Raw genomic sequence first — 24,646 nt, 5'->3', positions numbered from 1 at the left:
CGGCGACGACAGAGGTTCAGGACCTTAACCGGATCGGCCGCGGGCGTACCGCAGTGCGACGGTGATGGCAGGCATGCGCATGCCGCGGGGAGGTTCGTGGCCGCCGTTACCTGCCAAGTAATCGATTCGGCTCCCTCCGCCGGGCGATCCTGGGTTCGCCGGGACAATCCGGCGGGTCGGCAAGGGAGGAAGGACATCATGGGGTTCATTCAGACCGATGACGGCGTGCGCCTGTTCTATCGCGATTGGGGCAACCAGGAGGGCGGCCCGAAGGGAGGGCACCCCATCGTCTTCGTGTCGAGCTGGTCGCTGACCTCCGACGCCTGGGCCTACCAGATGGCGCCGCTGTCCGAGCAGGGATGCCGCTGCATCGCCTTCGACCGCCGCGGCCATGGCAAGTCGGACGAGTCGCCGTCCGGCTACGGCTTCGACCGGCTGGCAGACGACGTCGCCGCCCTGCTGGAGGCGCTGGACCTTCGCGGCGTAACGCTGGTCGGCCACTCGATGGCGACGGGCGAGATCGTGCGCTATCTGACCCGCCACGGCGCCGGGCGGGTGAAGGGAGTGGTGATGGTGGGCACCATCACGCCGCTGATGGCGAGGACCGACGACAACCCCGACGGCGTCGATCCGGCATTGTTCGAAACCTTCCGGTCGGAACAGCTGCTGCGCGACTTCCCCAAATGGCTCGGCGACAACATCGATCCATTCGTGACCGGGGAAACATCGGCGGAAATGAAGGGCTGGGTCACCGGAATGGCGCTGCAATCCTCGTTGAAGGCTTTGCTGGAGTGCCACCGCGCCATCACCTCTGCCGATTTCCGGGATGAATTGCCGGCCATCGCCGTGCCCACCCTGGTCGTGAATGGCGACCGCGACGTGACCACCCCGCTCGCACTCGCCGAGCGCACGGTGGCGCTGATGCCGAATGCCACCCTGTCGCTTTACCAGGGGGCTCCGCACGGCCTGTTCCTCACCCACCGCGACCGCTTCAACGCGGAACTGCTGGCCTTCGCCGGCCGATAACGGCAACGATAGCCGTCGATATGGGTTCGGAGCAGGTTCCATGCCCCATGGCACTCCTCAAGCCGCCACCCGCACCGGCAGGACGCCGGCCGGGCCGCCGGTCGGCGCCCTGCTGCGGTCCTGGCGCCAGCGCCGCGGCCTCAGCCAACTGGATCTCGCCTGCGAGGCCGACATCTCCACCCGGCATGTCAGCTTCCTGGAGACCGGTCGCTCGCAGCCCAGCCGCAGCATGCTGATCCATCTGGCCGAACGGCTGGACGTGCCGCTGCGGGACCGCAACGCCCTGCTGGTCGCCGCCGGCTTCGCCCCGGTCTACAGCGAACACAGCCTGGACAACCCGGCGATGGAGGCGGCGCGCAAGGCGGTCGACCTCGTGCTGACCGGGCACGAGCCCTTCCCGGCGCTGGCGGTGGACCGGCATTGGCAGCTGATTGCAGCGAACCGGGCGGTGGCGCCGCTGCTGAAGGGAGTGTCGGCGGAGTTGCTGACACCGCCGGTCAATGTCCTGCGTCTCAGCCTGCATCCCGACGGGTTGGCCGGCCGCATCGGCAATTGGGCGCAATGGCGCGAGCATGTGCAGTCCCGCCTGACCCGCCAGATCGAGGCGAGCGCCGACCCGGCGCTGGTGGCCTTGCGCAACGAGTTGCAGGGCTATCCCGACCCGCCCTCTTCTTCGAACGATAGCGGCTGCGAGGCCGGGCACCATCCCGACGTGGTCGTTCCGCTGCGCCTGCACACGTCCCTCGGCCTGTTGAGCCTGTTCAGCACGACCACGGTCTTCGGGACGGCGGTGGACGTCACCCTGTCTGAATTGGCGATCGAGGCCTTCTTCCCAGCCGATGCAGAGACGGCGGAGAGGTTGCGCCGGACACTTGTCGAAACGGCGAGGGATCCCCTCTCCCCCCGGGGAGAGGGTTAGGGTGAGGGGGTGCACTACGGGACCTTCGTGGAAATCCTGCGGTGCATCCCCCTCACCCCGACCCTCTCCCCAGGGGGGAGAGGGGGATTTCCCCCTCCCGCCCTCAGCTCATCGCCACAAGGCTGGCGTTGCCGCCGGCCGCGGTGGTGTTGGTGCTGAGCGAGCGCTCGTTCATCAGCCAGGCGATCTCCACCCCCTCGCCGCCGGCCGGCACGCCTTGGGTCAGGACGATGGGGCCGGGCAGTTCGGCGATGCGGCGGGTGGCGGCCAGCAGGCGGGCGGCATCGCCCTCCACCAGCGCACCGGCCAGGGCACCGAAGGACAGCCAGTTCGCCGTCACCCGGACACGGGCGGCAAGCTCCGCCGGCAGGCTCGCCAGGCAGGCGGTGACGGCGCTATCGCCGTCGACCACCACCTCGTTGCCGGTGGCGAGTGCCGCTCCCAGCAGCCGGTACAGCCCGTCCTCCGTCTGCGGCAGCAGCAGGATGCGGCCGCGCGGGATCAGGCTGTAGACGTTGCTTTCACCCACCGGACCGGCCAGTTCGACGCTGCCGCCGACGGGCGAGCGCTTCGCCAGCGACCGTATGTCGGTGGCGATCTCCGCCTTGCCCTGGTCGGCCAGCCAGCCGGCGAAGGCATGGGCCGGCGCACGTACGGCGTCATTTCCGCGCAAGCCCAGGTCAAGGGCCGGACGTACGGACAGCAGGCGCGACAGGTACAGCGGGCCGCCGGCCTTCGGGCCGGTGCCGGACAGGCCGTGGCCGCCGAAGGGCTGTACGCCGACCACCGCGCCGATGGTGTTGCGGTTGACGTACAGGTTGCCGGCCTCGATCCGGCTGGTCACCCGGTCGATGGTGGCATCGATGCGGGTGTGCAGGCCAAAGGTCAGGCCATAGCCGGTGCCGTTGATGGCATTGACCAGCCGGTCCAGATCGTCGCGGCGGAAGCGCAGGACGTGCAGGACCGGGCCGAACACCTCGCGCTCCAGGTCGGCGATGCGGTCGATCTCGATGATCGTCGGCGCGACGAAGGTACCGTTGGCGGTCTCCGCCGGCAGCGGCAGCAACTCCACACGGCAGCCCTTGGCCCGCATCGCCTCGATGTGGCGGGTGATGCCGTCGCGTGCCTCGGCGGTGATGACCGGACCGACGTCGATGGCCAGCCGGTCGGGACTGCCGAGGCGCAGTTCGCGCATTGCGCCCTTCAGCATGGTCAGCGTACGGTCGGCCACATCCTCCTGCAGGCAGAGGATGCGCAGGGCCGAGCAGCGCTGCCCCGCACTGTCGAAAGCGGAGGCGATCACGTCGCCGACCACCTGCTCCGCCAGGGCGGAGCTGTCGACGATCATGGCGTTCTGGCCGCCGGTCTCGGCGATCAGCGGGATCGGCGCGCCTTCCGGCGACAGCCGCTCGGCCAGCTGGCGCTGGATCAGCCGGGCCACCTCGGTGGAGCCGGTGAACATCACCGCGCGGGTGCCGGCATGGCCGACCAGCGCCGCGCCAACCTGACCGGCACCGGGCAGCAGCTGCACCGCACCGGCCGGCACGCCGGCAGCGCGGAGGATGCGAACCGCTTCCGCCGCGACCAGCGGGGTTTCCTCCGCCGGCTTGGCCAGCACCGGGTTGCCGGCGGCCAGCGCCGCGGCGACTTGCCCGGAGAAGATGGCGAGTGGGAAGTTCCACGGGCTGATGCAAACCACCGGTCCCAGCGGAAGGTGGGTGTCGGTGTCGAAGCCGTCCCGCACCCGGGCGCCGTAATAGCGCAGGAAGTCGATGGCCTCGCGCACTTCGGCGATGGCGTTGGCGGTGGACTTGCCGGCCTCGCGGATGATCAGGCCCAGCAGGGTCGGCATGCGCGCCTGCATCTCGTCGGCGGCACGGAACAGGCAGGCGGCGCGCTGGGCCGGCGGGGTGGCGGCCCAGACCGGGGCGGCCGCGTCGGCGAACAGGAAGGCGTCGGCGATGTCGGCCGGGGCGGCATCGACGCAGTGCCCGACGACGTCCCGGTGATCGGCCGGGTTCAGCACCGGCTGGGCGCTTCCGCGGCGCTCGCCGTCCGCCAGCAGCGGGGCGGCGGTCCAGGCGATGGCGGCGCTGTCGCGCAGCGCGGCGGACAGGTCGGCGAGCGTGGTTTCGTTCGACAGGTCCAGGCCGGCGGAATTCGCCCGCTCCACCCCGAAAAGGTCCTTCGGCAGGGCGATCAGCGGGTTCTTTTCGCCCACCGGCAGGGCGGCACGGGCCTGCGCCACCGGGTCGGCGACCAGATCGTCGATCGACACGCTCTTGTCGGCGATGCGGTTGACGAAGGAGCTGTTGGCGCCGTTCTCCAGCAGGCGGCGGACGAGATAGGCCAGCAGGGTTTCATGGGTGCCGACGGGGGCATAGACGCGGCAGGGCCGCTTCAGCGGACCGACCACCTCCTTGTATAGCGGCTCGCCCATCCCGTGCAGGCACTGGAACTCGTACTGGCCGACCTGGAAGCCGGCGGGGTTCATCTGCTCGGCCATCCGGTAGATGGTCGCCAGCGTCTGGGCGTTGTGGGTGGCGAACTGCGGGAACACCGCGTCGGGCGCGCCCAGCAGCCGGCGGGCGCAGGCGACATAGGACACGTCGGTGTGCAGCTTGCGGGTGTAGACCGGGAAATCCTCCAGCCCGTCCACCTGGGCGCGCTTGATCTCGCTGTCCCAATAGGCGCCCTTGACCAGTCGCACCATCAGCCGGTGGCCGCTGCGCCGGGCGAGATCGATGATGAAGTCGATGACGTAGGGGCAGCGCTTGCCATAGGCCTGCACGACGAAGCCGATGCCGTTCCAGCCCTTCAGATCCGGGTCGAAGCACAGCGATTCCAGCAGGTCGAGCGACAGCTCCAGCCGGTCGGCCTCCTCGGCGTCGATGTTCAGGCCGATATCGTAGCGGCGGGCGAGCCGGGCCAGCTCGGTGACGCGCGGCAGCAGCTCCGCCATCGCGCGGTCGGCTTGGGTGCGGGAATAGCGCGGGTGCAGGGCCGACAGCTTGATCGAGATGCCGGGACCGTCATAGATGCCGCGCCCGGCCGACGCCTTGCCGATGGCGTGGATCGCCTTTTCATAGTCGGCGTAGTAGCGGTCGGCGTCGGCGGCGGTCGTCGCCGCCTCCCCCAGCATGTCGTAGGAATAGCGGAAGCCCTCCGCCTCCATCTTGCGGCTATTGGACAGCGCCTCGTCGATGGTCTGGCCGGTAACGAACTGCTCGCCCATCATCCGCATGGCGAAATCGACGCCGCGGCGGATCAGCGGCTCGCCGCCGCGCAGGATCAGCTTGGTCAGAGCGGAGGACAGCGCCTGCTCGCCGCCGAAAGTATCGCCCAGCACGCCCGTCACCTTGCCCGTGACCAGCAGCCCCCAGGTCGCGGCGTTGACGAACAGCGACGGGCTATTGCCGAGATGGGCGCGCCAGTCGCCGCCGGAGATCTTGTCGCGGATCAGCGCATCGCGGGTGGCGCGGTCGGGGATGCGCAGCAGCGCCTCCGCCAGGCACATCAGCGCCACGCCTTCCTGACTCGACAGGCTGTATTCGTGGATCAGCCCTTCCACCCCGCGCCCCTGCGGCTTGGCGCGCAGCGCCGAGATCAGCGTCCGCGCGGTCTGGGCCGCCGCCGCGGTCACCTCGGCCGGCAGCGTCGCCTGCTCCACCAGCCACGCCACGCAGTCCGGCTCCGGCCGGCGATAGGCGGCGGTGATCGCCTGACGCAGCGGACTGGCCGGACGAACGACGGGTGCGAAAGCGGCGAAGGGGCCGGCACCGGTGGAGAGGGACGGCTCGAAGGCGGGGGCAACGCTCGGGTCGATCATCTGGTTCATCGCGTGGCTGGCTCTGGTCGGGGGCGGGGGGCGAGAGCTGGAAAAAGCTCGTGGCCGGCGTTGCGCAAGGGCCGGTCCGATGCCTGTCAGGCTAACCGATTTTCCCGAATCCATGCCATCTGGTATTTTGCCAATTTTTCCGATTAACATCTCGTAATACGTCCTCGATGCCGAACAGAATTTTGGTTCTGCGGCAAAATCTCAGAACATACTGCCTGTTTGCGATCGCAATCCGAGCGCTTGTGCGAGTTGGCGGAACGAAATTCGGAAATTCCTACTCGCCGCCGCATGTCTCTTGAGAGCGGCGACGGAAACCGAACTTTCATCGGCGATGGAGCAAAAGCGCGGGAATGGGCGGCGCTCAGCCCTTCAGCGGCTTCGTGCGGCTGCTTTCGGGCGGCTTGCGCACAGGCACGGGGGGTGCGGACTTCTCGCCGCCCTCCCCCAGATAGGTCTGCGCCGCGGCGACGACGGACCGCCAGGGGCGCTCAAGGGGGAACTGCGGCCAGCCGCCGGCGAACAGGCCGGAGATCATCCAGCCCGCCATCAGCGTCACCGCCAACTGTTCGGAAAATCCGCCCGTCTTCAGCACCGGCAGGGCGAAGTTGCGCCGCCGCTTGATCGGCCACAGCAGCGGCAGCCCGGCGGGGGTCAGCAGGTCGCCGGCCAGATGGGTGAGATAGCCGACGATGAAGGGAATCAGCAGATGCTGGTAGGCTGCATGCTCATGCAGAACCCACAGGCATCCGGCGATGGCAAGGGCCGAATGGGTGACTCCGCGATGTCCGAAGATGTTGGAGATCGCCGTGGACAGCGGCTTCACCATCTGTCCCAGAGTCGATTTCGGATGATCGATGTCCGGCGCCAGCGCCCCCAGAATCGCCGCGCCGAAGGCGACCGGGTCGAAGGTCATCCCGTACCGGCTCGACAGGTAGAACCAGGTGGCGCCACCGACGATTATGTGAGAGGACGCCATCACCGTCGGTCACCGGGGGCCTTAAGCTGGTCTCTGTCGGGACGTGGTCTGCGCCAAGCCCGAAATGGGGGTAGCCTGACCTTAGGATATTCTTCGCCTCCAGAACAATATCGCATGCAGGACCGAGGGATTCCCTAAACGCATAACCTCCATGCGTTCGGCAACGGTGGGTTGCCGGATGGCGCCTCGCCGCCGTTCAACTCCGTTTGGCCTCCGCTTGGCTCGCCTCGATCTCGTCCAGCACGGCATCGGGGGCGACATCCTGCCGGATGACGTCCAGTTCCGCGTCGACCTCCGTCTTCACCCCCAGATGGTCGGCGATGGAGGAGACCAGAGTCACCAGCCGCGTCACCTCATGCTCGGCCAGCAGGCTGATCTGCAGGTCGAGGTCGGCACGCTTGTCCGACACCGAGGCCATGCGGTTCTGGCTGATGAGGACGAAGGTGGACAGGAAGATCGCCTCTACCGACGCGATCATCGCCAGCACGACGAAGGATGGGTCCCATGGCTTGACGATCGGGATCCAGCCCAGATTGATCAGAATCCAGCCGCCGAACAGCACCAGATGCAGGTAGACGAAGCGCATGCTGCCGGTGAAGCGGGTGATCCGGTCGGCGATGCGGTCCTGAAACGTGGCCTCCACCTCCTCCCGCTTGCGGCGGGCCTGAAGCGCCTGGATGTTGCGCTCCAGCACGGCACTGAGACCGGCAGTCTGCGGCGGCGGGTAAGTCGGTGGGCCGCCGCTGCGCCCGGCGCCGGCGGCGGTCTGCGAGAAATCTGCCATCGTTGGGTCTCCATACTCCGCGGCGGCCGTCCGGGCGCTGCCGCCCGTCGCCGCCAACCAACAACCGCGGCCCCTCGACGGCCGTTCCGACCCCTCCCCGTCCGACCGTGTCCGGAACTCCCGACCGGACGGCATGTTGGCCGAAGGGCGAACACCAATGGGAGGACAGCATGAACAAGGATCGGGATCAGGATCGCGACCGGCAGGTCTCCAATGCCGACAGCCCCAATCCGGGCGCACAGGGTGGCGGGCCGGTCACTCCCGGCCGGGCCGGCCAGGGCATGGGTGTCGGAACCGGCAGCGCGGACGACCTGCCGCACACTGTCGGCGGCGGACCGTCGACCACGGTCACCGTCGGCGAGGGCACCGGACAGCGCCGCGACCTGCCGGACCAGCACGCCGCCCCGCCGACCCCGAAGGACAACGCCGGCAAGCGTCCGCGCAACCGGGAGGAAGGCAAGCCGGGTTGACCGGCCTTCGATACCGGCGAGTGCTTCGGCGCACCCGTTCAGGCACTCGCCGGAACCGACCCTTGCCCGAGGTACCGGTCGAATGGCGGAACCGGAGATACCGCAGCAGACGAGTGGACGCTAAGTCGGATTTGGTCGAACCGTCACCGATGATGGCTCTGGCGCCCGGAAATGTTTCGTCCACACAATGGCATTAATCCTGCCTACAACCGGTGGGACATGTTCCAAAAGCCAGATTACTAACCTAGCCTTCCGCTCCGAACGTCGAGCGCTGCGAAGCGTCGACGAGCAGACGATCAAAGATCGGATGTGCCGGCCGTCTCGTCATCGGCCCCCGCCACCGTCGATCGTCAATAATAATCGGGATCGGGAGCGACGAGCATGGATGCTGGCGGGCAACAGGACTTTGGCAGGGCAAATGGCACGAATCGGCTGATGTCGGCAGTCGCAATCACGTCGGCATTCCTACTTCTCGTCATCGTACTGTTCGATATCGTTCTCAAGCCGTTTCTGGATTCCACCAGCCTGACCGAGTGTTCGATCTCCGATGTCCTCCAGTTGATTTTCGTCGGATCGCCAGCCCGGCTTCCCCTGGATTCCTGGGAACCGATGATGAAGGCCTTCGACTGGCTGCATCGGCATCTCGGCGAGAATGTCTATGAAGCGATCTTCTTCGTCGAACATGTGAAGTTCCAATATCCGCTGACCTCCCTTCTCCCGATGGAGGTGATGTCGTCGGTCGGCCTGCTGCACCTTCGGGTCTACATCTTGGTCAATCTCATCCTCACCTGCGCCACCGCGCTCGGCATGGGCGTTCTCATGCTGGAGCTGGCGGCTCGGCTGGGACTGTCCGGCCCGTCCGATACGCTGTCCGCGCGTCTGAAGCTGGCCAGCCTTGGCGTACTCGCGACGCTCGGCTTCTTCCCGGTGGCGAAGGCTTTCTCGGTCGGCCAAATCCAGGTCTGGCTGAACGCGGCGTTCGTCCTGTCGACGATCCTCTACTGCCGCAACCGCCGTTGGGCGGTCGGCATGCTGCTGGGCCTGTCGACGCTGATAAAGCCGCAGATGTCGCTGTTCCTGCTGTGGGCGCTGCTGCGCAAGGAGTGGCGGATCGCCGGGGGCTGGGCGGCCGTCGTGGCGGTCGGCACCGCGGTGACGGCAATGCTGTACGGGGTGAAGCCGATGCTGACCTATTTGGACGTCCTGTCCTTCATCGGCGCGCATGGCGAGGGATATTACTCCAACCAGACGCTGAACGGGCTTCTGAACCGGCTGCTCCACAACGGCAACAATGTGCAATGGCTGGGCGACGCCTTCGCCCCGCACCATCCGCTGGTCTATTGGGCAACCATGTCGTCCGGCCTGCTGTTCATCGGCTTCGGCCTGCTCTGGCGCCGGCACGACCACGGTGACGGCGGGATCCTGTCCTTCGCGATGGCCGGCATATGCTTCACGGTCGGATCGCCGGTCGCCTGGATCCATCATTTCGGCATTCTGCTGCCCGCCTTCGCCATCGCCTTCCTCGCCGTGGCCGGGACGGCGGCGGAAAGCCCACAGGCCGCGAACCGCAATTTCCAACTCCTTGGCGTCGCGTTCCTTCTCACCGCCGTCGACGCCTTCAAGCCCGCGAACGCCTTGGCGGACACGTCCTTCAACATCCTGCAATCCTACATGTTCTTCGGCACGCTGATCCTCATGACGGTGCTGTGGCGGGTGGCGGCACCGGTTCGCCAAAGCCGGCCGCTGTCCTTCCCTCAGGCGGCGTTGCCGGGCTGACGCGCGGCCCGCGCCGCCTGGCTCCCGGCCGCACACCGGAACGCCGGGGCTTCCACGCCTGTTGGTGGGCCAGATGACCCAACCGGCAGGAAGGAGCCCAGACATGCCACGCTACACGCCACGCTATCCGGAAGCAGGCCATTCCCATGAGGACGGCACGGGCTGGATGTCGGCCCGCGGGCTGGCGATGATGGCCGGCGGTGCGGCCCTGGCGCTGGTGGCGAGCCGGCTGCTGCCACCGGTGGTGGCGCAGCTCGCCGGATCGGCCCGCGCGTCTGCGGGCCGCGACGGTTTCGACGCGCTGATCGACGACCACCGCCACATTCAGGCGCTGCTGGTGGAGATGGTGCAGACGCCCATAGACGCGCCCGGCCGCCGCACCCAATTGCTGCTGCGCCTGAAGCGCCGGCTGGCCGCCCACGCCATGGCGGAGGAGGACGTCGTCTATCCCATGCTGCACGACCAGGCGCGGAAGGAGGAGGACGCCAAGCACCTCTACGGCGAGCATGCGGAGATGAAGATGCATCTCTTCACGCTGGAGCAGACGCCGAAGGACGATCCGCACTGGCTTGCCGTGGCGCTGGACCTGAAGCGCATCATCGACGGCCATATCCGGCAGGAGGAGGAGATCGACTTTCCCGCCCTGCGCAACAGCATGGACGAAAGCCAGACCGCCACCATGTCCGGCGGCGTCGCCCGCGAAAAGGCGCTGATCCTCTGATCCCGACGGGACTGCACGACTGCGGGCGGAACGCTCCGCCCGCCGGTCCTGTTGCTGAACCGACTTGATGAACGGCCCTGGATGAACGGCCAATATCGGGGAGAGATCGATGAGAGCACTGGTCTGGCACGGCGCCAACGACATCCGCTGCGACACGGTCCCGGATCCGGAGATCGAGCATCCGCGCGACGCCATCGTCAAGGTGACGACCTGCGCCATCTGCGGGTCCGACCTTCACCTGCATGACCACTTCATGCCGGGCATGGAAAAGGGCGACATCGTCGGCCATGAATTCATGGGCGAGGTGGTGGAGGTCGGGGCCGACGCCAAAAGCGCGCTGAAGGTCGGCGAGCGGGTGGTGGTGCCCTTCACCATCTGGTGCGGCGAGTGCGACCAGTGCAAACGCGGCAACTATTCGGTCTGCGAGCGCTCCAACCGCAACAAGGCGCTGGCCGACAAGCTGTTCGGCCACACCACCGCCGGCCTGTTCGGCTACACCCACCTGACCGGCGGCTATGCCGGCGGACAGGCCGAGTATGTGCGGGTGCCGATGGCCGACCGCACTCACATCAAGATCCCCAGCGGACTGACCGACGAGCAGGTTCTGTTCCTGGGCGACATCTTCCCCACCGGCTGGCAGGCCGCCGCCCAGTGCGACATCCAGCCGGACGACACGGTGGCGATCTGGGGCTGCGGCCCGGTCGGGCAGATGACGATCCGCAGCGCCATCCTGCTAGGCGCCAAGCAGGTGGTCGCCATCGACCGCGTGCCGGAACGGCTGGCGATGGCCAAGGCCGGCGGCGCCATCACCATCAATTTCGAGGAGGAGAGCGTCGTCGAGCGGCTGAACGAGCTGACCGGCGGCAAGGGTCCGGAGAAATGCATCGACGCCGTCGGCATGGAGGCGCACGCCACGGCCACGCTCGACAGCATGATGGACCGCGCCAAGCAGGCGTTGATGCTGGAATCGGACCGCGCCCATGTGCTGCGCGAGATGATCTATGTCTGCCGCCCGGCCGGCACGCTGTCGATCCCCGGCGTCTATGGCGGGCTGATCGACAAGATGCCCTTCGGCATGTCGATGAACAAGGGCCTGACCTGGCGCATGGGCCAGACCCACGTCAACCGTTGGACCGACGACCTGCTGAACCGCATCCAGGAAGGACAGATCGACCCGTCCTTCGTGATCACCCACACCGTTCCGCTCGATCAGGGCCCCGAGATGTACAAGACCTTCCGCGACAAGCGGGACGGCTGCATCAAGGTGGTCCTCAAGCCCTGAGGTGACGTCATGGCCTATTACAACCGCTCCTCGACCGGAGACAACCTCGCCCGCGGGCTCGGCTGGTTCAGCATCGGCCTCGGCGTCGCCGAACTGATGGCCGGCCGGACCATCGCCCGCTGGATGGGGATGGAGGACAAGACCAACCTGATCCGCGCCTATGGCGTGCGGGAGATCACCGCCGGCGTCGGCCTGCTGGCTCTCGGCGATCCCAAGCCCTGGATCTGGAGCCGCATCGCCGGCGACGCCGTCGACATGGCGACGCTCGCCGCCGGCATGCAGGACAACCCCCGCGCCGGCAACGCCCGCATCGCCTTCGGCGCGGTGGTGGCGGCGACGGCGCTGGACGTGGTCTGCGCCCAGAAGCTGCACCAGGAGGAGGCCTACTACCGCAGCCTGCCGGTGCCGGACTACAGCGACCGCAGCGGCTTCCCCCGTTCGGTCTCCGCAATGCGCGGCGCCGCCAGCGACGCCCCCATCGGCGAGGACATGCGGACGCCGAAGATCCTGCAGTTCCAGCCGGCCCAAAGCCAGACTGCCCAAACCCAGACGGCAAGCCCCTGACGCACATGCACCCTGCCGATCTGTTCATGGCGCTGTGGCGCTTGCTGGAGGAACGGCGCGACGAGGTCCGCGTCCTGGCCCAAGGGCTGGAGGCGGACCACGCGCGGGCCGGCCGGCTGGCCGGGGACGCGGCGGCGCAGTTGCGGAGGGGCGCCGCCGCTCTGGAGAGGTGGGTCGGGGACGGACTGGACCTCGACCGGGTTCTCGCGGCGGCGCAGGCCATCGACGGGTGGTTCGCGCCGCTGGCCTCCCGCTATGACGTCCGGGCGTCCGACGACTTGCTCCCCGCCGACCGGCTGGAGGCGCGCCGCCGCCTGAACCGCGACGGCCGCTTCAACGCCGATGCGGCGGAGGGCCAACTGATCCTGCGTCCCGGCCTGCTGGCGCGCGCCATGAACATCCGGGAGACGGCGCCGCCGGGCGCCGATCCCGACGCTTTCGACCCGGTCGACCTGTTCTCCACCCTGCTGGTCGTGCCGCCCGGCCTGACGATAGAGGCAGAGCGCGACGGCGACCCGGATCGCCGCATCGCCGTCGAATATCGCCGCATCGCCGCGGTGTCCGACCAGGACCCGGCCGACCCCGCCTGGACGCCGGTCATCGGCATCGTCCCGCTGGCCGAGGCGGAGGACGACCTCGCCATCCATCAGTTCCGCCGCGACGGCGAGGACTGGTACGACCCCACCCCACGCGACTTCAGCCGCCGCGCCGCCGACGCCATCGCCGGACTTGCGGAGCAGGGTGCCACCTTCGTGCTGTTCCCCGAGGTTTCGGTCAGGGCCGGCACGCTGGACGCGATCCGGCAAGCGCTGCGCACCCAGGCGGTGGACGGCCCGATCCGCTACGCCCTGGTCGGGGTTAAGGAGGAGGCGGAGGACGGTGGGCGGCCGCACAACCGGGCGCTGCTGCTCGACCGCTGCGGCACGGTGATCGGCAGCCAGACCAAGCTGCATTGCTGGGATTTGGACAGCAACCAGTGCCGCTCCTACGACCTGCGCGACCGCAACGGCCGGCTGCTGGACTGCGCGCGCGAGGACATCGAGACCGGCGACTGCTTCACCCTGTTCGAGCTGCCCGACCTCGGCCGGCTCGCCGTCGCCATCTGCGAAGATCTGGGGCGTTCGGAGCCCAGTGCCTGGATCGCGTCCGGCATGATGGTGGACTGGCTGGTCACCCCGGTGATGGACAGCGGCCTGACCACCGAGCGCTGGCAGGCGAAGGAAGGCGGGGCCTCGTCGCGCGCCGGCTATTGCCGGGTGATCGTCGCCAACAGCATGGCGCTGTCGCACCGCTTCAACCGCTACTGCCGCGCCAACGGCGAAGAGGACAAGATCATCGAAGAGTGCGGCGTCGCCCTGCTGTTCCAACCGCGGGCCAGCCAAGCCGGCGCTCCGCGCATCCGATGCGTGACCCTGCCGCTGGCCGACCCGTCCCCCGGCTATGTCTGCGCCGGCTGGACGCCCGGCCGCTGGCCCGCCCTGCCCGATCCCGAACCACCCGATCCCAAGGAGGAGAGCAGCGAATGAGCGTATTGGAGCCGGCGCTGCGATCGCTGACCGATGCGCTTCTGGAGGCCGTCCGGCGGCAGGACTGGGCCGTGGCGGACGCCGAACTGGAAACGCTGGCGCAGGCAGCCGTCGCCGCCGTGGTGGCGAACCGGACCGACGACCTCACCGCGCTCGCCCGGCTGGTCGCGCGCTGCCACACGGCTCTGTCGCTGGCCGAAGATCTGGGCGGCGAGGCGATGCACCGGCTGGGACAGTTGCGGGCGCTGGCGCTGACGATTGCCGCCGCCCGCGGCCGCACCCCGCCCCGTCCGGCCGATGCGCTCCACGTGCCTGGCACGCCGGCCGCCGCAATCCTCTCGGCGCTGGGCTCCGGTCCGCAGACCTGCCCCGCCCTGGTCGAGGCCACCGGCCTGTCGGCGGAGGAGGTGGGCAGCGCCCTGCCGGAGTTGCGCGCCACCGGCCTCGTCCATTCCTGGCCGGCGGGGCGGCTGACGGTCAACGCGCTTCGGTCCGGCTGACGGTCGGGCGTCAATCCACCTGTCCTCAATCCACCTGAAAGGTGTTCCGCAGTGTCCCGTCGGCATTGACCATCTGGTAGCGGCCGTCGGGCAGCCGGTAGATCTCCATGCATTGCTGGCGGGGATCCACGTCAAGCGTCAGGCAATACCGGTCGCCGGTGACGGTCCAGCGCCCGTATTCGTTGCCCTTGGCGCCGGAAATGACGATCGACCCGTCCTTGGAAAAGCGGTTCATGTAGGACTTGCCGCGCGGGTTGACGATGCTCAGCGTGTGGCCGCCCAGCAGCGTGGAGACCTCCGGCCCGGTCAGGCGCTGGGCGCCCGGCTTGCGGAAATCAGGCTCGATTCCGGCGCAGGCGGACAGGCCCGCCAGAACGGCCAGCGCGGCGATGGGCAGCCTCTTGCGCATCGGCGCCGGGGTGGTCGCGCGGGGAAGGACTTGCATCGGTCTGGTCGCCTTTTCCGGTTGTCTCACCCTGCAAGATTGGCGGCGGAGCCTCTTCCGGCAAGCACTGCCTCGTCCGGCCAGGGGGGTCCCTCCGACGCCCTATACCCGGCGGGTCGGTCGGCGTCCGGATGGGACGGCCCCCCGAACCAAATCCCGGCCGGCATGTTCTCAAGCCCGTAAGAACCGGGGGCGCCGCGCCCCCTCGCCTCATCGATCAGCAGAAACCGGATCAGCAGGAACCGATGGAATTTCCGATCTCCTCCACGGTCGCCGCCTTCCTGGCGCCGGTCGTCGCCGTGGCTGTCGCGATCGCCATTCACGAGGTGGTGTGGCGGGTGCTGCAACGGCTGTTCCGCCCGACCAACGCGCCGGTGCTGAGCCGGGTCGTCACGGCCGGCCGCACCGCCACCCGCTTCGCCGTGATCTTCGCAGCCCTTCTCGCCTCGGTGCCGGCGCTGCCGCTGCCGCCCGCCGCCATGGAGATGCTGGCGCGCGCCGTCGGCATCTGTTTCATCGGCGCGCTGGGCTGGTCCATCGCCGGTAAGGTCGGGGCGGTGTTCGACGCCTATCTCGGCCGCAGCGGCCCCAACGAACGCGGGTTCGAATGGCGGCGGCGGCGGACCAAGCTGACGGTGTTCCGGCGGCTGGCGCTGCTGACCGTCATGGCCCTGACCGTCGGCTTCATGCTGATGACCGTGCCGCTGGTGCGGACCATCGGCATCAGCCTGTTCGCCTCGGCCGGCGTCGCCGGCATCGTGCTGGGCATCGCCGCCCGGCCGACCATCGCCAACCTGATCGCCGGCATCCAGATCGCGCTGACCCAGCCGATCCGAATCGGCGACTCGGTGGTGGTCGAGGGCGAGTGGGGCAATGTCGACGAGATCACCTCCACCTATGTCGTCGTGCGCATCTGGGACGACCGGAGGCTGATCGTTCCGCTGGGGTATTTCCTGGAGAAGCCCTTCCAGAACTGGACCCGCGACGCGCCGAACATCCTGGGCTCGGTCATGCTGTATGTCGATTACTCGGTGCCGATCCCGGCGCTGCGCGACCATCTGCGCAAGGTGCTGGACAGCACCAGCCTTTGGGACAAGCGGGTGTGGAACCTGCAGGTCACCGACCTGAAGGAACACACGATGGAGCTTCGCGCCCTGGTCAGCGCGCCGGATGCCGGCACGGCCTGGGACCTGCGCTGCCTCGTGCGCGAGGAGATGATCCGCTTCCTGACGGAGCAGTATCCGGGATCGCTGCCGCGCGAAAGGCTGGATCTGGCGCGTCCCGCTTCGGGTGCCGCCGGCGAACGGCTGGCGCCCATGGAGGCCCGGGTGGGTGCCAACGGGCAGGCCTGAGCCCACCCGTTGGACACGAACGTCACGAGGACAGGGTCTTGTTGACCCGCAGCGCCACCAGCGTGCAGACCGCACCCGACAGCAGGTAGAGGCCGGACGCGACCAGCCCGAACTGGCTGGACAGGAACAGCGCGACGAAGGGCGCGAAGCCCGCTCCGAACAGCCAGGCCAGATCGGAGGTCATGGCCGAGCCGGTGTAGCGGTATTGCTGGCTGAAGCCGGACGCCACCGACCCCGAGGACTGGCCGAAGGACAGGCCGAGGATGACGAAGCCCACCACCATGAACACCGCCTCGCCCGTCTGCCCGGCGTCGAGCAGCAGCGGGGCGAAGCCGCTGAACACCGCGATGGCGGCGGCGCAGCTGCCCAGCAGGGTCCGCCGCCCGACCCGGTCGGCGATGTAGCCGGACGCGACGATGGCGGCGATGCCGAAGGCGGCGGCGATCACCTCGATCACCAGGAACGCCCCGGTCTCGTGCTGCGCGTTCAGGAAGATCCAGGACAGCGGGAAGACGGTGACCATGTGGAACAGGGCGAAGCTGGCCAGCGGCGCGAAGGCGCCGATGACCACGCGCTTGCCCTCCATCTGCAGCGTCTCCACCACCGGGGCCGGCTGCAGTTCGCGATTCGTGAACAGCCGCTCGAACTCCGGCGTCTGGACCAGACGAAGCCGGGCGAACAGCGCCACCACGTTGATGGCGAAGGCCACGAAGAAGGGATAGCGCCAGCCCCAGGCGAAGAAATCCTCCGCCGACAGGCTGTTGACCATGTAGGCGAACAGGCCGCTCGCCACGATCAGGCCGATGGGTGCGCCCAACTGCGGGATCATCGCATACCAGCCGCGCTTGTTCTGCGGTGCGTTCATCGCCAGGAGCGAAGCCAGCCCGTCCCAGGTGCCGCCCAGCGCCACGCCCTGCCCGACGCGGGACAGCGCCAGCAACCAGGCGGATGCAACGCCGATCGCCTCATATCCCGGCAGGAAGGCAAGCGCCACCGTCGACCCGCCCAACAGGAACAGGGCGATGGTCAGCTTCGCGCTGCGCCCGTAATTGTCGTCGATGGCCATGAAGATGAAGGTGCCGATCGGCCGCGCGACGAAGGCCAGCGCGAAGATGGCAAAAGACCAAAGGGTGCCCGTCAGCGGATCGACATAGGGAAACACCAGCTTCGGAAAGACGATCACGGAAGCAATGGCGTAAACGAAGAAGTCGAAAAACTCGGAGGTTCGGCCGATGATCACGCCGATGGCAATTTCTCCGGGATTCACCCCGTGATGCCGCGCGTTCACCAGCCTCGCATCCCGTTCGACCGCCGCAATCGATGAAGTCATCATGTCGGCCCCGGCTGCGTTATTTCGCTTGCGATGATCCGTAGATCATACAATATGTCACCGCACCAATCAGTGACCTGTCAAGCGCGCAGGAGTCGGGGCATTGGACAAATTGTCCAATGTCGCCGCTGGGGCATGGACGCTAGCTGTCTCCCCAAAGCAAACCTTTGATACAGGTCCTGCCTTGAGCCGTTATCGCGCAATCGCCCTGCTGCCAGTGATGGCGGCGTTGAGTGGCTGCAACCTGGTCGTGCTGAACCCGGCCGGCGACGTTGCCAGCCAGCAGGGAGACCTCGTGGTCATCTCCACCCTGCTGATGCTGCTGATCATCGTCCCGGTCATGGCGCTTACCGTGCTGTTCGCCTGGCGTTACCGTCAGTCGAATAACACAGCCCGCTACGAACCGGACTGGGACCATTCGACGCAGCTCGAACTGGTGATCTGGGCAGCCCCGCTGCTGATCATCATCTGCCTGGGGGCCATCACCTGGGTCACCACCCACAAGCTCGACCCCTACCGTCCGCTCGACCGCATCGCGGCCGACAAGCCGCTCCCGGCCGGCGTGAAGCCGCTGGACGTGCAGGTGGTGGCGCTCGACTGGAAATGGCTGTTCGTCTATCCCGAATACGGCATCGCGTCCGTGAACGAGATGGCGGCGCCGGTCGACCGTCCAATCCGCTTCAGCCTCACCTCCTCCACGGTGATGAACTCCTTCTACGTTCCGGCGCTGGCGGGCATGATCTACGCCATGCCGGGCATGGAGACGAAGCTCCACGCCGTGATCAACGAGCCGGGGACCTACAAGGGTTTCTCGTCCAACTACAGCGGCGCCGGCTTCTCGCACATGCGCTTCGCCTTCCACGGCCTGTCGAACCAGGATTTCGACGGCTGGGTGTCCAAGGTGAAGTCGGCGGGGGCCCCGCTCGACCGCAACGCCTACATCGCGCTTGAAAAGCCGAGCGAGGCCGTTCCGGTCCAGCATTTCGGCACCGTCGATCCGAAGCTGTTCAACGCCGTCGTGAACCTGTGCGTGCGTCCCGGCACCATGTGCATGAGCGACATGGCCGCCATCGACCGTGCGGGCGGGCTGAACGCCGGCGGCATGGCCGCGGCCAACGGGATCCTGCGGGCCAACACCCTGGCCGGCTTCCCGGACACGCAGCCGACCGGCCTGTGCACCGTCGCCGAGGCGGTCGAAGCCGCCGCAAACTCGGGCGCCGTGCAGCGCCCCACTGTCACGCCGATCAGCGCGTCCGCCTCCCAGGCCGGGCCGCAGCGGCTGGCCAATCCCTGATTGGGCACACCGGCATGCTTGAGACACTGACGACCTTCCTCTTCGGGCGCCTCAGCCTGGAGTCCTTCCCCTATCACGAGCCGATCCTGGTCGCGACCTTCTTCGCGGTCATGCTCGGCGGCATCGCGCTGGTGGCGGCCCTCAGCTACTTCAAGCTGTGGGGCTACCTGTGGAAAGAGTGGTTCACCACCGTCGACCACAAGCGCATCGGCATCATGTACATGATCCTGGGCCTGATCATGCTGCTGCGCGGCTTCGCCGACGCCATCATGATGCGCGCCCAGCAGGCCATCGCCTTCAATGGCAGCGAGGGCTACCTCAACGCCCACCACTACGATCAGGTCTTCACCGCCCACGGTGTGATCATGATCTTCTTCGTCGCCATGCCGCTGGTGACGGGGCTGATGAACTATGTCGTGCCGCTGCAGATCGGCGCACGCGACGTGTCCTTCCCGTTCCTGAACAATTTCAGCTTCTGGATGACCGTCGGCGGCGCCGTGCTGATCATGGCCTCGCTGTTCGTGGGCGAGTTCGCGCGCACCGGCTGGCTGGCCTATCCGCCGCTGTCGGGTCTGGAGGCCAGCCCGGACGTCGGCGTCGACTATTACATCTGGGCCTTGCAGGTGGCGGGCGTCGGAACGACGCTGTCGGGCATCAACCTGATCTGCACGATCGTGAAGATGCGCGCCCCCGGCATGACCATGATGAAGATGCCGGTCTTCACCTGGACCTCGCTCTGCACCAACGTCCTGATCGTCGCTTCCTTCCCGGTCCTGACCGCCGTGCTGGTCCTGCTGTCGCTGGACCGCTATGTCGGCACCCATTTCTTCACGAGCGACATGGGCGGCAACCCCATGATGTACGTGAACCTGATCTGGATCTGGGGCCACCCGGAAGTCTACATCCTGATCCTGCCCTGCTTCGGCATCTTCTCGGAGGTGACCTCCACCTTCTGCGGCAAGAAGCTGTTCGGCTACACCTCGATGGTCTACGCGACCGTCGTCATCACCATCCTGTCCTACCTGGTGTGGCTGCACCACTTCTTCACCATGGGTTCGGGCGCCAGCGTGAACTCGTTCTTCGGCATCACGACGATGATCATCTCGATCCCGACGGGTGCGAAGATCTTCAACTGGCTGTTCACCATGTACCGCGGCCGCATCCGGTTCGAGCTGCCGATGATGTGGACGATCGCCTTCATGCTGACCTTCGTGATCGGCGGCATGACCGGCGTGCTGCTGGCGGTTCCGCCGGCCGACTTCGTGCTGCACAACAGCCTGTTCCTGATCGCCCACTTCCACAACGTCATCATCGGCGGCGTGCTGTTCGGCCTGTTCGCCGGCATCTACTACTGGTGGCCCAAGGCTTTCGGCTTCCGCCTGGATCCGTTCTGGGGCAAGGTGTCCTTCTGGTTCTGGGTGATCGGCTTCTACGTCGCCTTCATGCCGCTCTACGTCCTGGGCCTGATGGGCGTCACCCGCCGCCTGCGCGTGTTCGAGGACCCGTCGCTGCAGATCTGGTTCCAGATCGCCGCCGTCGGCGCCGTCCTGATCGCCATCGGCATCGGTGCCTTCCTGGTCCAGATCGCCGTGAGCGTCCTGAAGCGCAACCAGTATGTCGACGTCACCGGCGATCCGTGGGACGGCCGCACCCTGGAATGGGCGACCTCCTCGCCGCCCCCGGGCTACAACTTCGCCTTCACGCCCGTGATCCACGACAATGACGCGTGGTGGGACATGAAGAAGCGCGGCTATGCCCGTCCGCTGGAAGGCTACCGCCCGATCCACATGCCCGCCAACACCGGCACCGGCGTGATCCTGGCCGGCATCAGCACCGCGCTCGGCTTCGCCCTGGTCTGGCACATCTGGTGGCTGGCGGCGCTGAGCTTCATCGGCCTGCTGGTGGTCGCCATCAGCCATACCTTCAACTACAACCGCGACTTCCACATCCCGGTGGAGGAGGTCGTGGCGACCGAGAACGAGCGGACCCGTCTGCTCGCGGGACAGGTGTAAAGCATGACGACGACCGTTGAAGCCATGCATGGCGGCCACGCGGGGCACGATGCCCCGCGCGACGCCACCCCGCCCGTCTTCTATGTAAGGGACGAGCACGCCCACGAAGCCGCCAGCACCGCGCTCGGCTTCTGGATCTACCTGATGAGCGACTGCCTCATCTTCGCGGTCCTGTTTGCGACCTACGGCGTGCTGGGCACCAGCTACGCCGCCGGTCCGACGCCGAAGGAGCTGTTCGACCTGCCGCTGGTGGCGCTGAACACGGCGATGCTGCTGTTCTCCTCCATCACCTACGGCTTCGCCATGCTGGCGATGGAGAAGGGCCGCACCGCCCAGACCCAGGGCTGGCTGGCGATCACCCTGCTGTTCGGTCTCGCCTTCCTCGGCATCGAGCTGTACGAGTTCGCGCACCTGATCCATGAGGGGGCCGGCCCCGGCCGCAGCGCCTTCCTGTCGGCCTTCTTCACGCTGGTCGGCACCCACGGGCTGCACGTCACCTTCGGCAGCGTGTGGCTGGTGACGCTGATGGTCCAGGTCGCCCGCCGCGGCCTGATCCCGGCCAACCGCCGGCGCCTGATGTGCCTCAGCATGTTCTGGCACTTCCTGGACGTCATCTGGATCGGCGTCTTCACCTATGTCTATCTGATGGGGATGCTGCGATGAGCACTCACGCGCACGGCGATCACCACGCCCATCAGGGCCATGGACATGGTGGGCATGGCGGCCACGGTCACGACGATCACGGCCACGTCGAAGGCGCCCACGGCACCTTCGGCAGCTACATGACCGGCTTCGTCCTGTCGGTGATCCTGACGGTCATCCCGTTCTGGCTGGTCATGACGGGCACGCTGGACAACACGACCACCACGGCCGTGATCCTGGGGCTGGCCGTGGTCCAGATCCTCGTCCACATGTTGTATTTCCTGCACATGAACGGCCGCGTCGAGGGCGGCTGGTCGATGCTGGCGATGATCTTCACGATCATCGTCGTGGTCATCATGTTCGCCGGTTCGCTGTGGGTCATGTACCACATGAACCACAACATGATGCCCGGCATGACCACCCCCGACATGAGCAAGATGCCGTGACCGGGCAGCCGTCCGCGCCCCACGCGGGCGGCACGGCCAGGAGGGCCCGCCCGGTCTGGGCGCTGGCCCTCTTCGGCCTTCTGTCGCTGGCCGGCATCGCCGGCCTGACCGCACTCGGGGTCTGGCAGCTCGAGCGTCGGGCCTGGAAGCTCGACCTGATCGAGCGGGTGGAGGGCAGAATCCACGCCTCCCCCGTGCCCGCTCCGGGGCCGGAGGCCTGGCCCACCGTCTCCGCCGCTGCCGACGAATACCGCAGGGTTTCCGTCACCGGCCGTTTCCTGCACGACCGCGAAGCGCTGGTCCAGGCGGTTTCCGACCTGGGCGGCGGGTTCTGGGTTCTGACGCCGCTGGTCACCGACCGCGGCTTCACCGTTCTGGTCAACCGCGGCTTCGTGCCCCCGGAAAAACGCGATCCCGCGACCCGCGCCGAGGGGCAGCCGCAGGGCACCGTGACCATCGCCGGCCTTCTGCGCGTCACCGAGCCGAAGGGCGGCTTCCTGCGCAGCAACGACCCGGCCGCCGGCCGCTGGTATTCCCGCGACATCGCCGCCATCGCCGCCGCCAAGGGGCTGGGCGACGCCGCGCCTTATTTCATCGATGCCGATTCCAGCCGCAATCCCGGCGGCTGGCCGGTCGGCGGGCTGACCGTGGTCAGCTTCCCCAACAGCCATCTCGGCTATGCGCTGACCTGGTTCGCGCTGGACCTGATGCTGATCGCCGCCGTCCTGTTCGTGATCCGCAGCGAATTGCGGCGCAGGCGGGCGTAACCCGTCCTCTACTGGGTGCGCGGCCTCAGAAACGGGGTTCCCCCCGGTGCCGAGGCCGCAACCTCGTCCAGCGGCAGCAGGCGCTGCAGGGCGGCGATGTAGCCATGCAGCGCTTCCCGACCGGCGGGGGTGAGAGCGTAGCTGGATTGCGGCCGCCCCTCCCCTGTGTCCTTGCGGACCGACACGTACCCCGCCCCGATCAGCTTCTTCAGATGCGAGTCGAGGTTGCCGTCCGACACCTCCAGCCGCTGCTTCAGCTCGGTGAAGGTCGCCTCGCCGGCACCGGCCAGAAAGGCGGCGACCTGCGTGCGCAGCGGTTGGTGCAGCAAAGGGTCGAGCGTATCCAAAGCAGTTCCGTTTAGGGTTTGAGGTCGAAGCGCGCCGACATCGTGCCGGGCGCCTTGCTGTCGGTCTCGCCCGGCAGCGTGATGGCGAATTCCCCGCCGACCGCACGGGTCGCGGACATCCAGCTCTTTCCGTCGAAGCTCAGCCAGTTCTTGTAGAGGTAGACGTCACGGTTGGTGGCGACCTCCATCCGTGCCAGGCCCGGCTTGGACAGCAGCGAACCGGAAACCGACGCCACCACCGGCAGCGGCGCCCCGGCCGGATAGAGCAGCACGTAATCGCCGCCGGCCGACGGTGCCTCACCATAGCGGACAACCGGGATTTTCGCCATCTCGTCGGCGCCCGGCGGAGGCATCAAGCCCGCGCAACCGGCAAGCGTCGCCGTGGCGGCCAGCAGGGCCGCAGTCAGAATCCGAGTCATGTCTTTCTCCTGAGGGTATGGAAGGGGAGAGGGAAGGGAAAGGGCCGGTCAGCGCTGCGGATCGGCCATGGAGTTGGCGTTCACGGGGGCACGGACCACCGGTCCGCGTTCCGGCGTGAGATCGCCCTCCAGCTTGGGGACATGGAGCCAGAGGCCGGCCGTGCCACGCATCCAGGGCTCGCCGTCGAAACGGGCGTCTCCGGTCGGTACGCCGTTCTCCAGCACCAGTTGCACCGGCTTGGAAAGGGTCAGGGGCAGAATGATGGCCGGATCGTTGCGGAAGATGTTGCCGTTCACGCGGATCTCCACCGGGACCGGCGTGCCCGCCGGCAGGGTGAGAATGTGACGCCCCACGGCACCCTCCCCCTTGCGGAAGGCGTCGAAGGTCAGGGCCGGCGCGTCCATCGGGGCGCCGAGATCGCCGTGGTGCCGCAAGGCGAGCGGCACGCCCAGCACCACCAGCATCCAGGCGGCGGATTGCGCCATGCGGTGCCAGGACGGCCGCGCCCGGCCGCGGTCGAGCATCAGCGCCAGAAGCGGCAGCCCCAACCCGAAAACGGACGCCGCGATCAGCCGGATGATGCCGTAATCAAGCCGGTAGACGAGGCTGGCGATGCCCGTGAGGATGGCGAGCACGCCGATCCACTCCAGCAACTCCTCGGAAAACAGGCCGTGCACGTAGAGGCCGAGGCCGATCAGCACCACCCAGGTTGCGCACACCATGTATCCGCCGCCGAAGAAGAAGGTGGCGAAGGTCATCAGGATGCCCAGCGCCACCAGCAGCCACCAGACCTTCAGCACCTGCCGGTGGATGAAGGACCACGCCTCGTCCCTATGCCGCTTGACTCGCCGCGTGAGCTGCCAGTCCAGCACGGCCACCCCGCCCAACGACAGGGTGAGCAGCAGCAGCCACGCCACGGCCTGCTGCGTCACGTCCGTAAACTGCGCCGGGGTCAGGATGCGGTCGCTGAGCAGAAGCAGCGCCGCCCCCGTCATCCCCCACAGGATCAGGGTATGCCGCTCGATCCGCAGATTGCGGTGCCCGGCCGAAAGCATGGAGTGAATGGCGTCGAGGCGCTGGGACAGGCTGTCGGACATCGGGATCCCGTTGGCTTTCCGGCGGTGTCACTCTGTGATGCAGAGTAACTATACTCTGAAACGCAGAGTGTCAACGGCCAAGCCCACGCCTGCGTCGATAAGGAGCAACGAC

Annotated in this window: 23 protein-coding genes; 15 read left to right on the top strand and 8 right to left on the bottom strand. The window is 67.5% G+C overall.

Features of this window, described 5'->3' with window-relative positions:
* Positions 1-198: 198 nt before the first annotated feature.
* Together ACWPKK_RS27860 and ACWPKK_RS27855 are read left to right on the top strand one after the other, a co-directional pair.
* Positions 199-1,026 carry an alpha/beta fold hydrolase gene (locus ACWPKK_RS27860; RefSeq protein WP_452010991.1) on the top strand — a complete coding sequence of 276 codons (828 nt, stop codon included), beginning with the start codon at positions 199-201 and terminating at the stop codon, positions 1,024-1,026.
* Between the two features lie 40 nt (positions 1,027-1,066).
* Positions 1,067-1,945 carry a helix-turn-helix domain-containing protein gene (locus ACWPKK_RS27855; RefSeq protein ID WP_452010989.1) on the top strand — a complete coding sequence of 293 codons (879 nt, stop codon included), beginning with the start codon at positions 1,067-1,069 and terminating at the stop codon, positions 1,943-1,945.
* 103 nt (positions 1,946-2,048) lie between these two features.
* Here ACWPKK_RS27855 and putA read toward each other — a convergent pair whose 3' ends face one another.
* The 3 genes from putA to ACWPKK_RS27840 form a co-directional block, all read right to left on the bottom strand.
* Positions 2,049-5,774: a trifunctional transcriptional regulator/proline dehydrogenase/L-glutamate gamma-semialdehyde dehydrogenase gene (putA, locus tag ACWPKK_RS27850; protein ID WP_452010987.1), complete on the bottom strand. Its 3,726-nt coding sequence runs from the start codon at positions 5,772-5,774 to the stop codon at positions 2,049-2,051.
* Between the two features lie 370 nt (positions 5,775-6,144).
* Entirely contained in the window at positions 6,145-6,759 is a 615-nt protein-coding gene (locus ACWPKK_RS27845) for a metal-dependent hydrolase (RefSeq protein ID WP_452010985.1), read from the bottom strand.
* 196 nt (positions 6,760-6,955) lie between these two features.
* On the bottom strand, positions 6,956-7,543 hold the full coding sequence (locus ACWPKK_RS27840; protein ID WP_452010982.1) for a DUF1003 domain-containing protein: 588 nt from the start codon (positions 7,541-7,543) through the stop codon (positions 6,956-6,958).
* Between the two features lie 170 nt (positions 7,544-7,713).
* On the opposite strand from ACWPKK_RS27840, the gene ACWPKK_RS27835 reads away from it, so the two are divergent.
* From ACWPKK_RS27835 to ACWPKK_RS27805, 7 genes are all read left to right on the top strand, one after another.
* The gene (locus ACWPKK_RS27835) at positions 7,714-8,013 is read left to right on the top strand and encodes a hypothetical protein (protein WP_452010979.1); all 300 of its coding nucleotides are present in this window, start codon (positions 7,714-7,716) and stop codon (positions 8,011-8,013) included.
* A 435-nt stretch (positions 8,014-8,448) separates the two neighbouring features.
* Positions 8,449-9,789: a glycosyltransferase family 87 protein gene (locus tag ACWPKK_RS27830; protein ID WP_324869869.1), complete on the top strand. Its 1,341-nt coding sequence runs from the start codon at positions 8,449-8,451 to the stop codon at positions 9,787-9,789.
* 103 nt (positions 9,790-9,892) lie between these two features.
* Positions 9,893-10,510, top strand: coding sequence for a hemerythrin domain-containing protein (locus ACWPKK_RS27825; protein WP_452010975.1), 618 nt, complete (start codon positions 9,893-9,895; stop codon positions 10,508-10,510).
* Between the two features lie 109 nt (positions 10,511-10,619).
* A complete protein-coding gene (locus tag ACWPKK_RS27820) occupies positions 10,620-11,792 on the top strand; it encodes a zinc-dependent alcohol dehydrogenase (protein ID WP_452010972.1) in 1,173 nt (390 codons plus the stop codon).
* A gap of 9 nt (positions 11,793-11,801) precedes the next feature.
* Positions 11,802-12,356 carry a cyclase dehydrase gene (locus ACWPKK_RS27815; protein ID WP_452010970.1) on the top strand — a complete coding sequence of 185 codons (555 nt, stop codon included), beginning with the start codon at positions 11,802-11,804 and terminating at the stop codon, positions 12,354-12,356.
* 5 nt (positions 12,357-12,361) lie between these two features.
* On the top strand, positions 12,362-13,882 hold the full coding sequence (locus ACWPKK_RS27810; protein ID WP_452010968.1) for a nitrilase-related carbon-nitrogen hydrolase: 1,521 nt from the start codon (positions 12,362-12,364) through the stop codon (positions 13,880-13,882).
* Positions 13,879-14,382 (top strand): DprA-like winged helix domain-containing protein, encoded by a 504-nt coding sequence (locus tag ACWPKK_RS27805; RefSeq protein ID WP_452010965.1) that lies wholly within the window; start codon positions 13,879-13,881, stop codon positions 14,380-14,382. Before ACWPKK_RS27810 ends, ACWPKK_RS27805 begins: the two co-directional genes overlap by 4 nt.
* A gap of 25 nt (positions 14,383-14,407) precedes the next feature.
* On the opposite strand, the gene ACWPKK_RS27800 is transcribed toward ACWPKK_RS27805, so the two are convergent.
* Positions 14,408-14,827 carry a hypothetical protein gene (locus tag ACWPKK_RS27800; RefSeq protein ID WP_324869875.1) on the bottom strand — a complete coding sequence of 140 codons (420 nt, stop codon included), beginning with the start codon at positions 14,825-14,827 and terminating at the stop codon, positions 14,408-14,410.
* 245 nt (positions 14,828-15,072) lie between these two features.
* On the opposite strand from ACWPKK_RS27800, the gene ACWPKK_RS27795 reads away from it, so the two are divergent.
* The gene (locus tag ACWPKK_RS27795; protein WP_452010962.1) at positions 15,073-16,179 is read left to right on the top strand and encodes a mechanosensitive ion channel family protein; all 1,107 of its coding nucleotides are present in this window, start codon (positions 15,073-15,075) and stop codon (positions 16,177-16,179) included.
* A 22-nt stretch (positions 16,180-16,201) separates the two neighbouring features.
* Here the strand turns inward: ACWPKK_RS27795 and ACWPKK_RS27790 are convergent, their stop codons facing one another.
* Positions 16,202-17,512 carry an MFS transporter gene (locus tag ACWPKK_RS27790; protein ID WP_452010959.1) on the bottom strand — a complete coding sequence of 437 codons (1,311 nt, stop codon included), beginning with the start codon at positions 17,510-17,512 and terminating at the stop codon, positions 16,202-16,204.
* A 181-nt stretch (positions 17,513-17,693) separates the two neighbouring features.
* Between ACWPKK_RS27790 and cyoA the strand changes: the two genes are divergently transcribed.
* From cyoA to ACWPKK_RS27765, 5 genes are read left to right on the top strand one after another with little or no spacing between them, the layout of a single operon-like run.
* Positions 17,694-18,803: a ubiquinol oxidase subunit II gene (gene cyoA / locus ACWPKK_RS27785; protein WP_452010957.1), complete on the top strand. Its 1,110-nt coding sequence runs from the start codon at positions 17,694-17,696 to the stop codon at positions 18,801-18,803.
* A 14-nt stretch (positions 18,804-18,817) separates the two neighbouring features.
* Complete coding sequence (gene cyoB / locus ACWPKK_RS27780) at positions 18,818-20,815, top strand: cytochrome o ubiquinol oxidase subunit I (RefSeq protein WP_149222553.1); 1,998 nt, start codon at positions 18,818-18,820, stop codon at positions 20,813-20,815.
* Between the two features lie 24 nt (positions 20,816-20,839).
* Positions 20,840-21,478, top strand: a complete 639-nt coding sequence (cyoC, locus tag ACWPKK_RS27775) for a cytochrome o ubiquinol oxidase subunit III (RefSeq protein WP_452011558.1) — start codon at positions 20,840-20,842, stop codon at positions 21,476-21,478.
* Positions 21,475-21,903, top strand: coding sequence for a cytochrome o ubiquinol oxidase subunit IV (gene cyoD, locus ACWPKK_RS27770; RefSeq protein ID WP_452010955.1), 429 nt, complete (start codon positions 21,475-21,477; stop codon positions 21,901-21,903). The genes cyoC and cyoD overlap by 4 nt, the downstream gene beginning before the upstream one ends.
* Positions 21,900-22,670: an SURF1 family protein gene (locus ACWPKK_RS27765; RefSeq protein WP_452010952.1), complete on the top strand. Its 771-nt coding sequence runs from the start codon at positions 21,900-21,902 to the stop codon at positions 22,668-22,670. Before cyoD ends, ACWPKK_RS27765 begins: the two co-directional genes overlap by 4 nt.
* Positions 22,671-22,678: 8 nt before the next feature.
* Here the strand turns inward: ACWPKK_RS27765 and ACWPKK_RS27760 are convergent, their stop codons facing one another.
* The 3 genes from ACWPKK_RS27760 to ACWPKK_RS27750 are packed head-to-tail and all read right to left on the bottom strand — an operon-like array spanning position 22,679 to position 24,534.
* Positions 22,679-23,017 (bottom strand): winged helix-turn-helix domain-containing protein, encoded by a 339-nt coding sequence (locus tag ACWPKK_RS27760; protein ID WP_452010950.1) that lies wholly within the window; start codon positions 23,015-23,017, stop codon positions 22,679-22,681.
* An 11-nt stretch (positions 23,018-23,028) separates the two neighbouring features.
* Positions 23,029-23,436: a hypothetical protein gene (locus ACWPKK_RS27755; RefSeq protein WP_452010947.1), complete on the bottom strand. Its 408-nt coding sequence runs from the start codon at positions 23,434-23,436 to the stop codon at positions 23,029-23,031.
* A 48-nt stretch (positions 23,437-23,484) separates the two neighbouring features.
* The gene (locus ACWPKK_RS27750) at positions 23,485-24,534 is read right to left on the bottom strand and encodes a hypothetical protein (RefSeq protein ID WP_452010945.1); all 1,050 of its coding nucleotides are present in this window, start codon (positions 24,532-24,534) and stop codon (positions 23,485-23,487) included.
* Positions 24,535-24,646: the final 112 nt, after the last annotated feature.

Source organism: Azospirillum largimobile (assembly GCF_977007025.2).
Note: the sequence above shows the minus strand (reverse complement) of the source record. Positions and strands in the feature narration are given on the sequence as shown.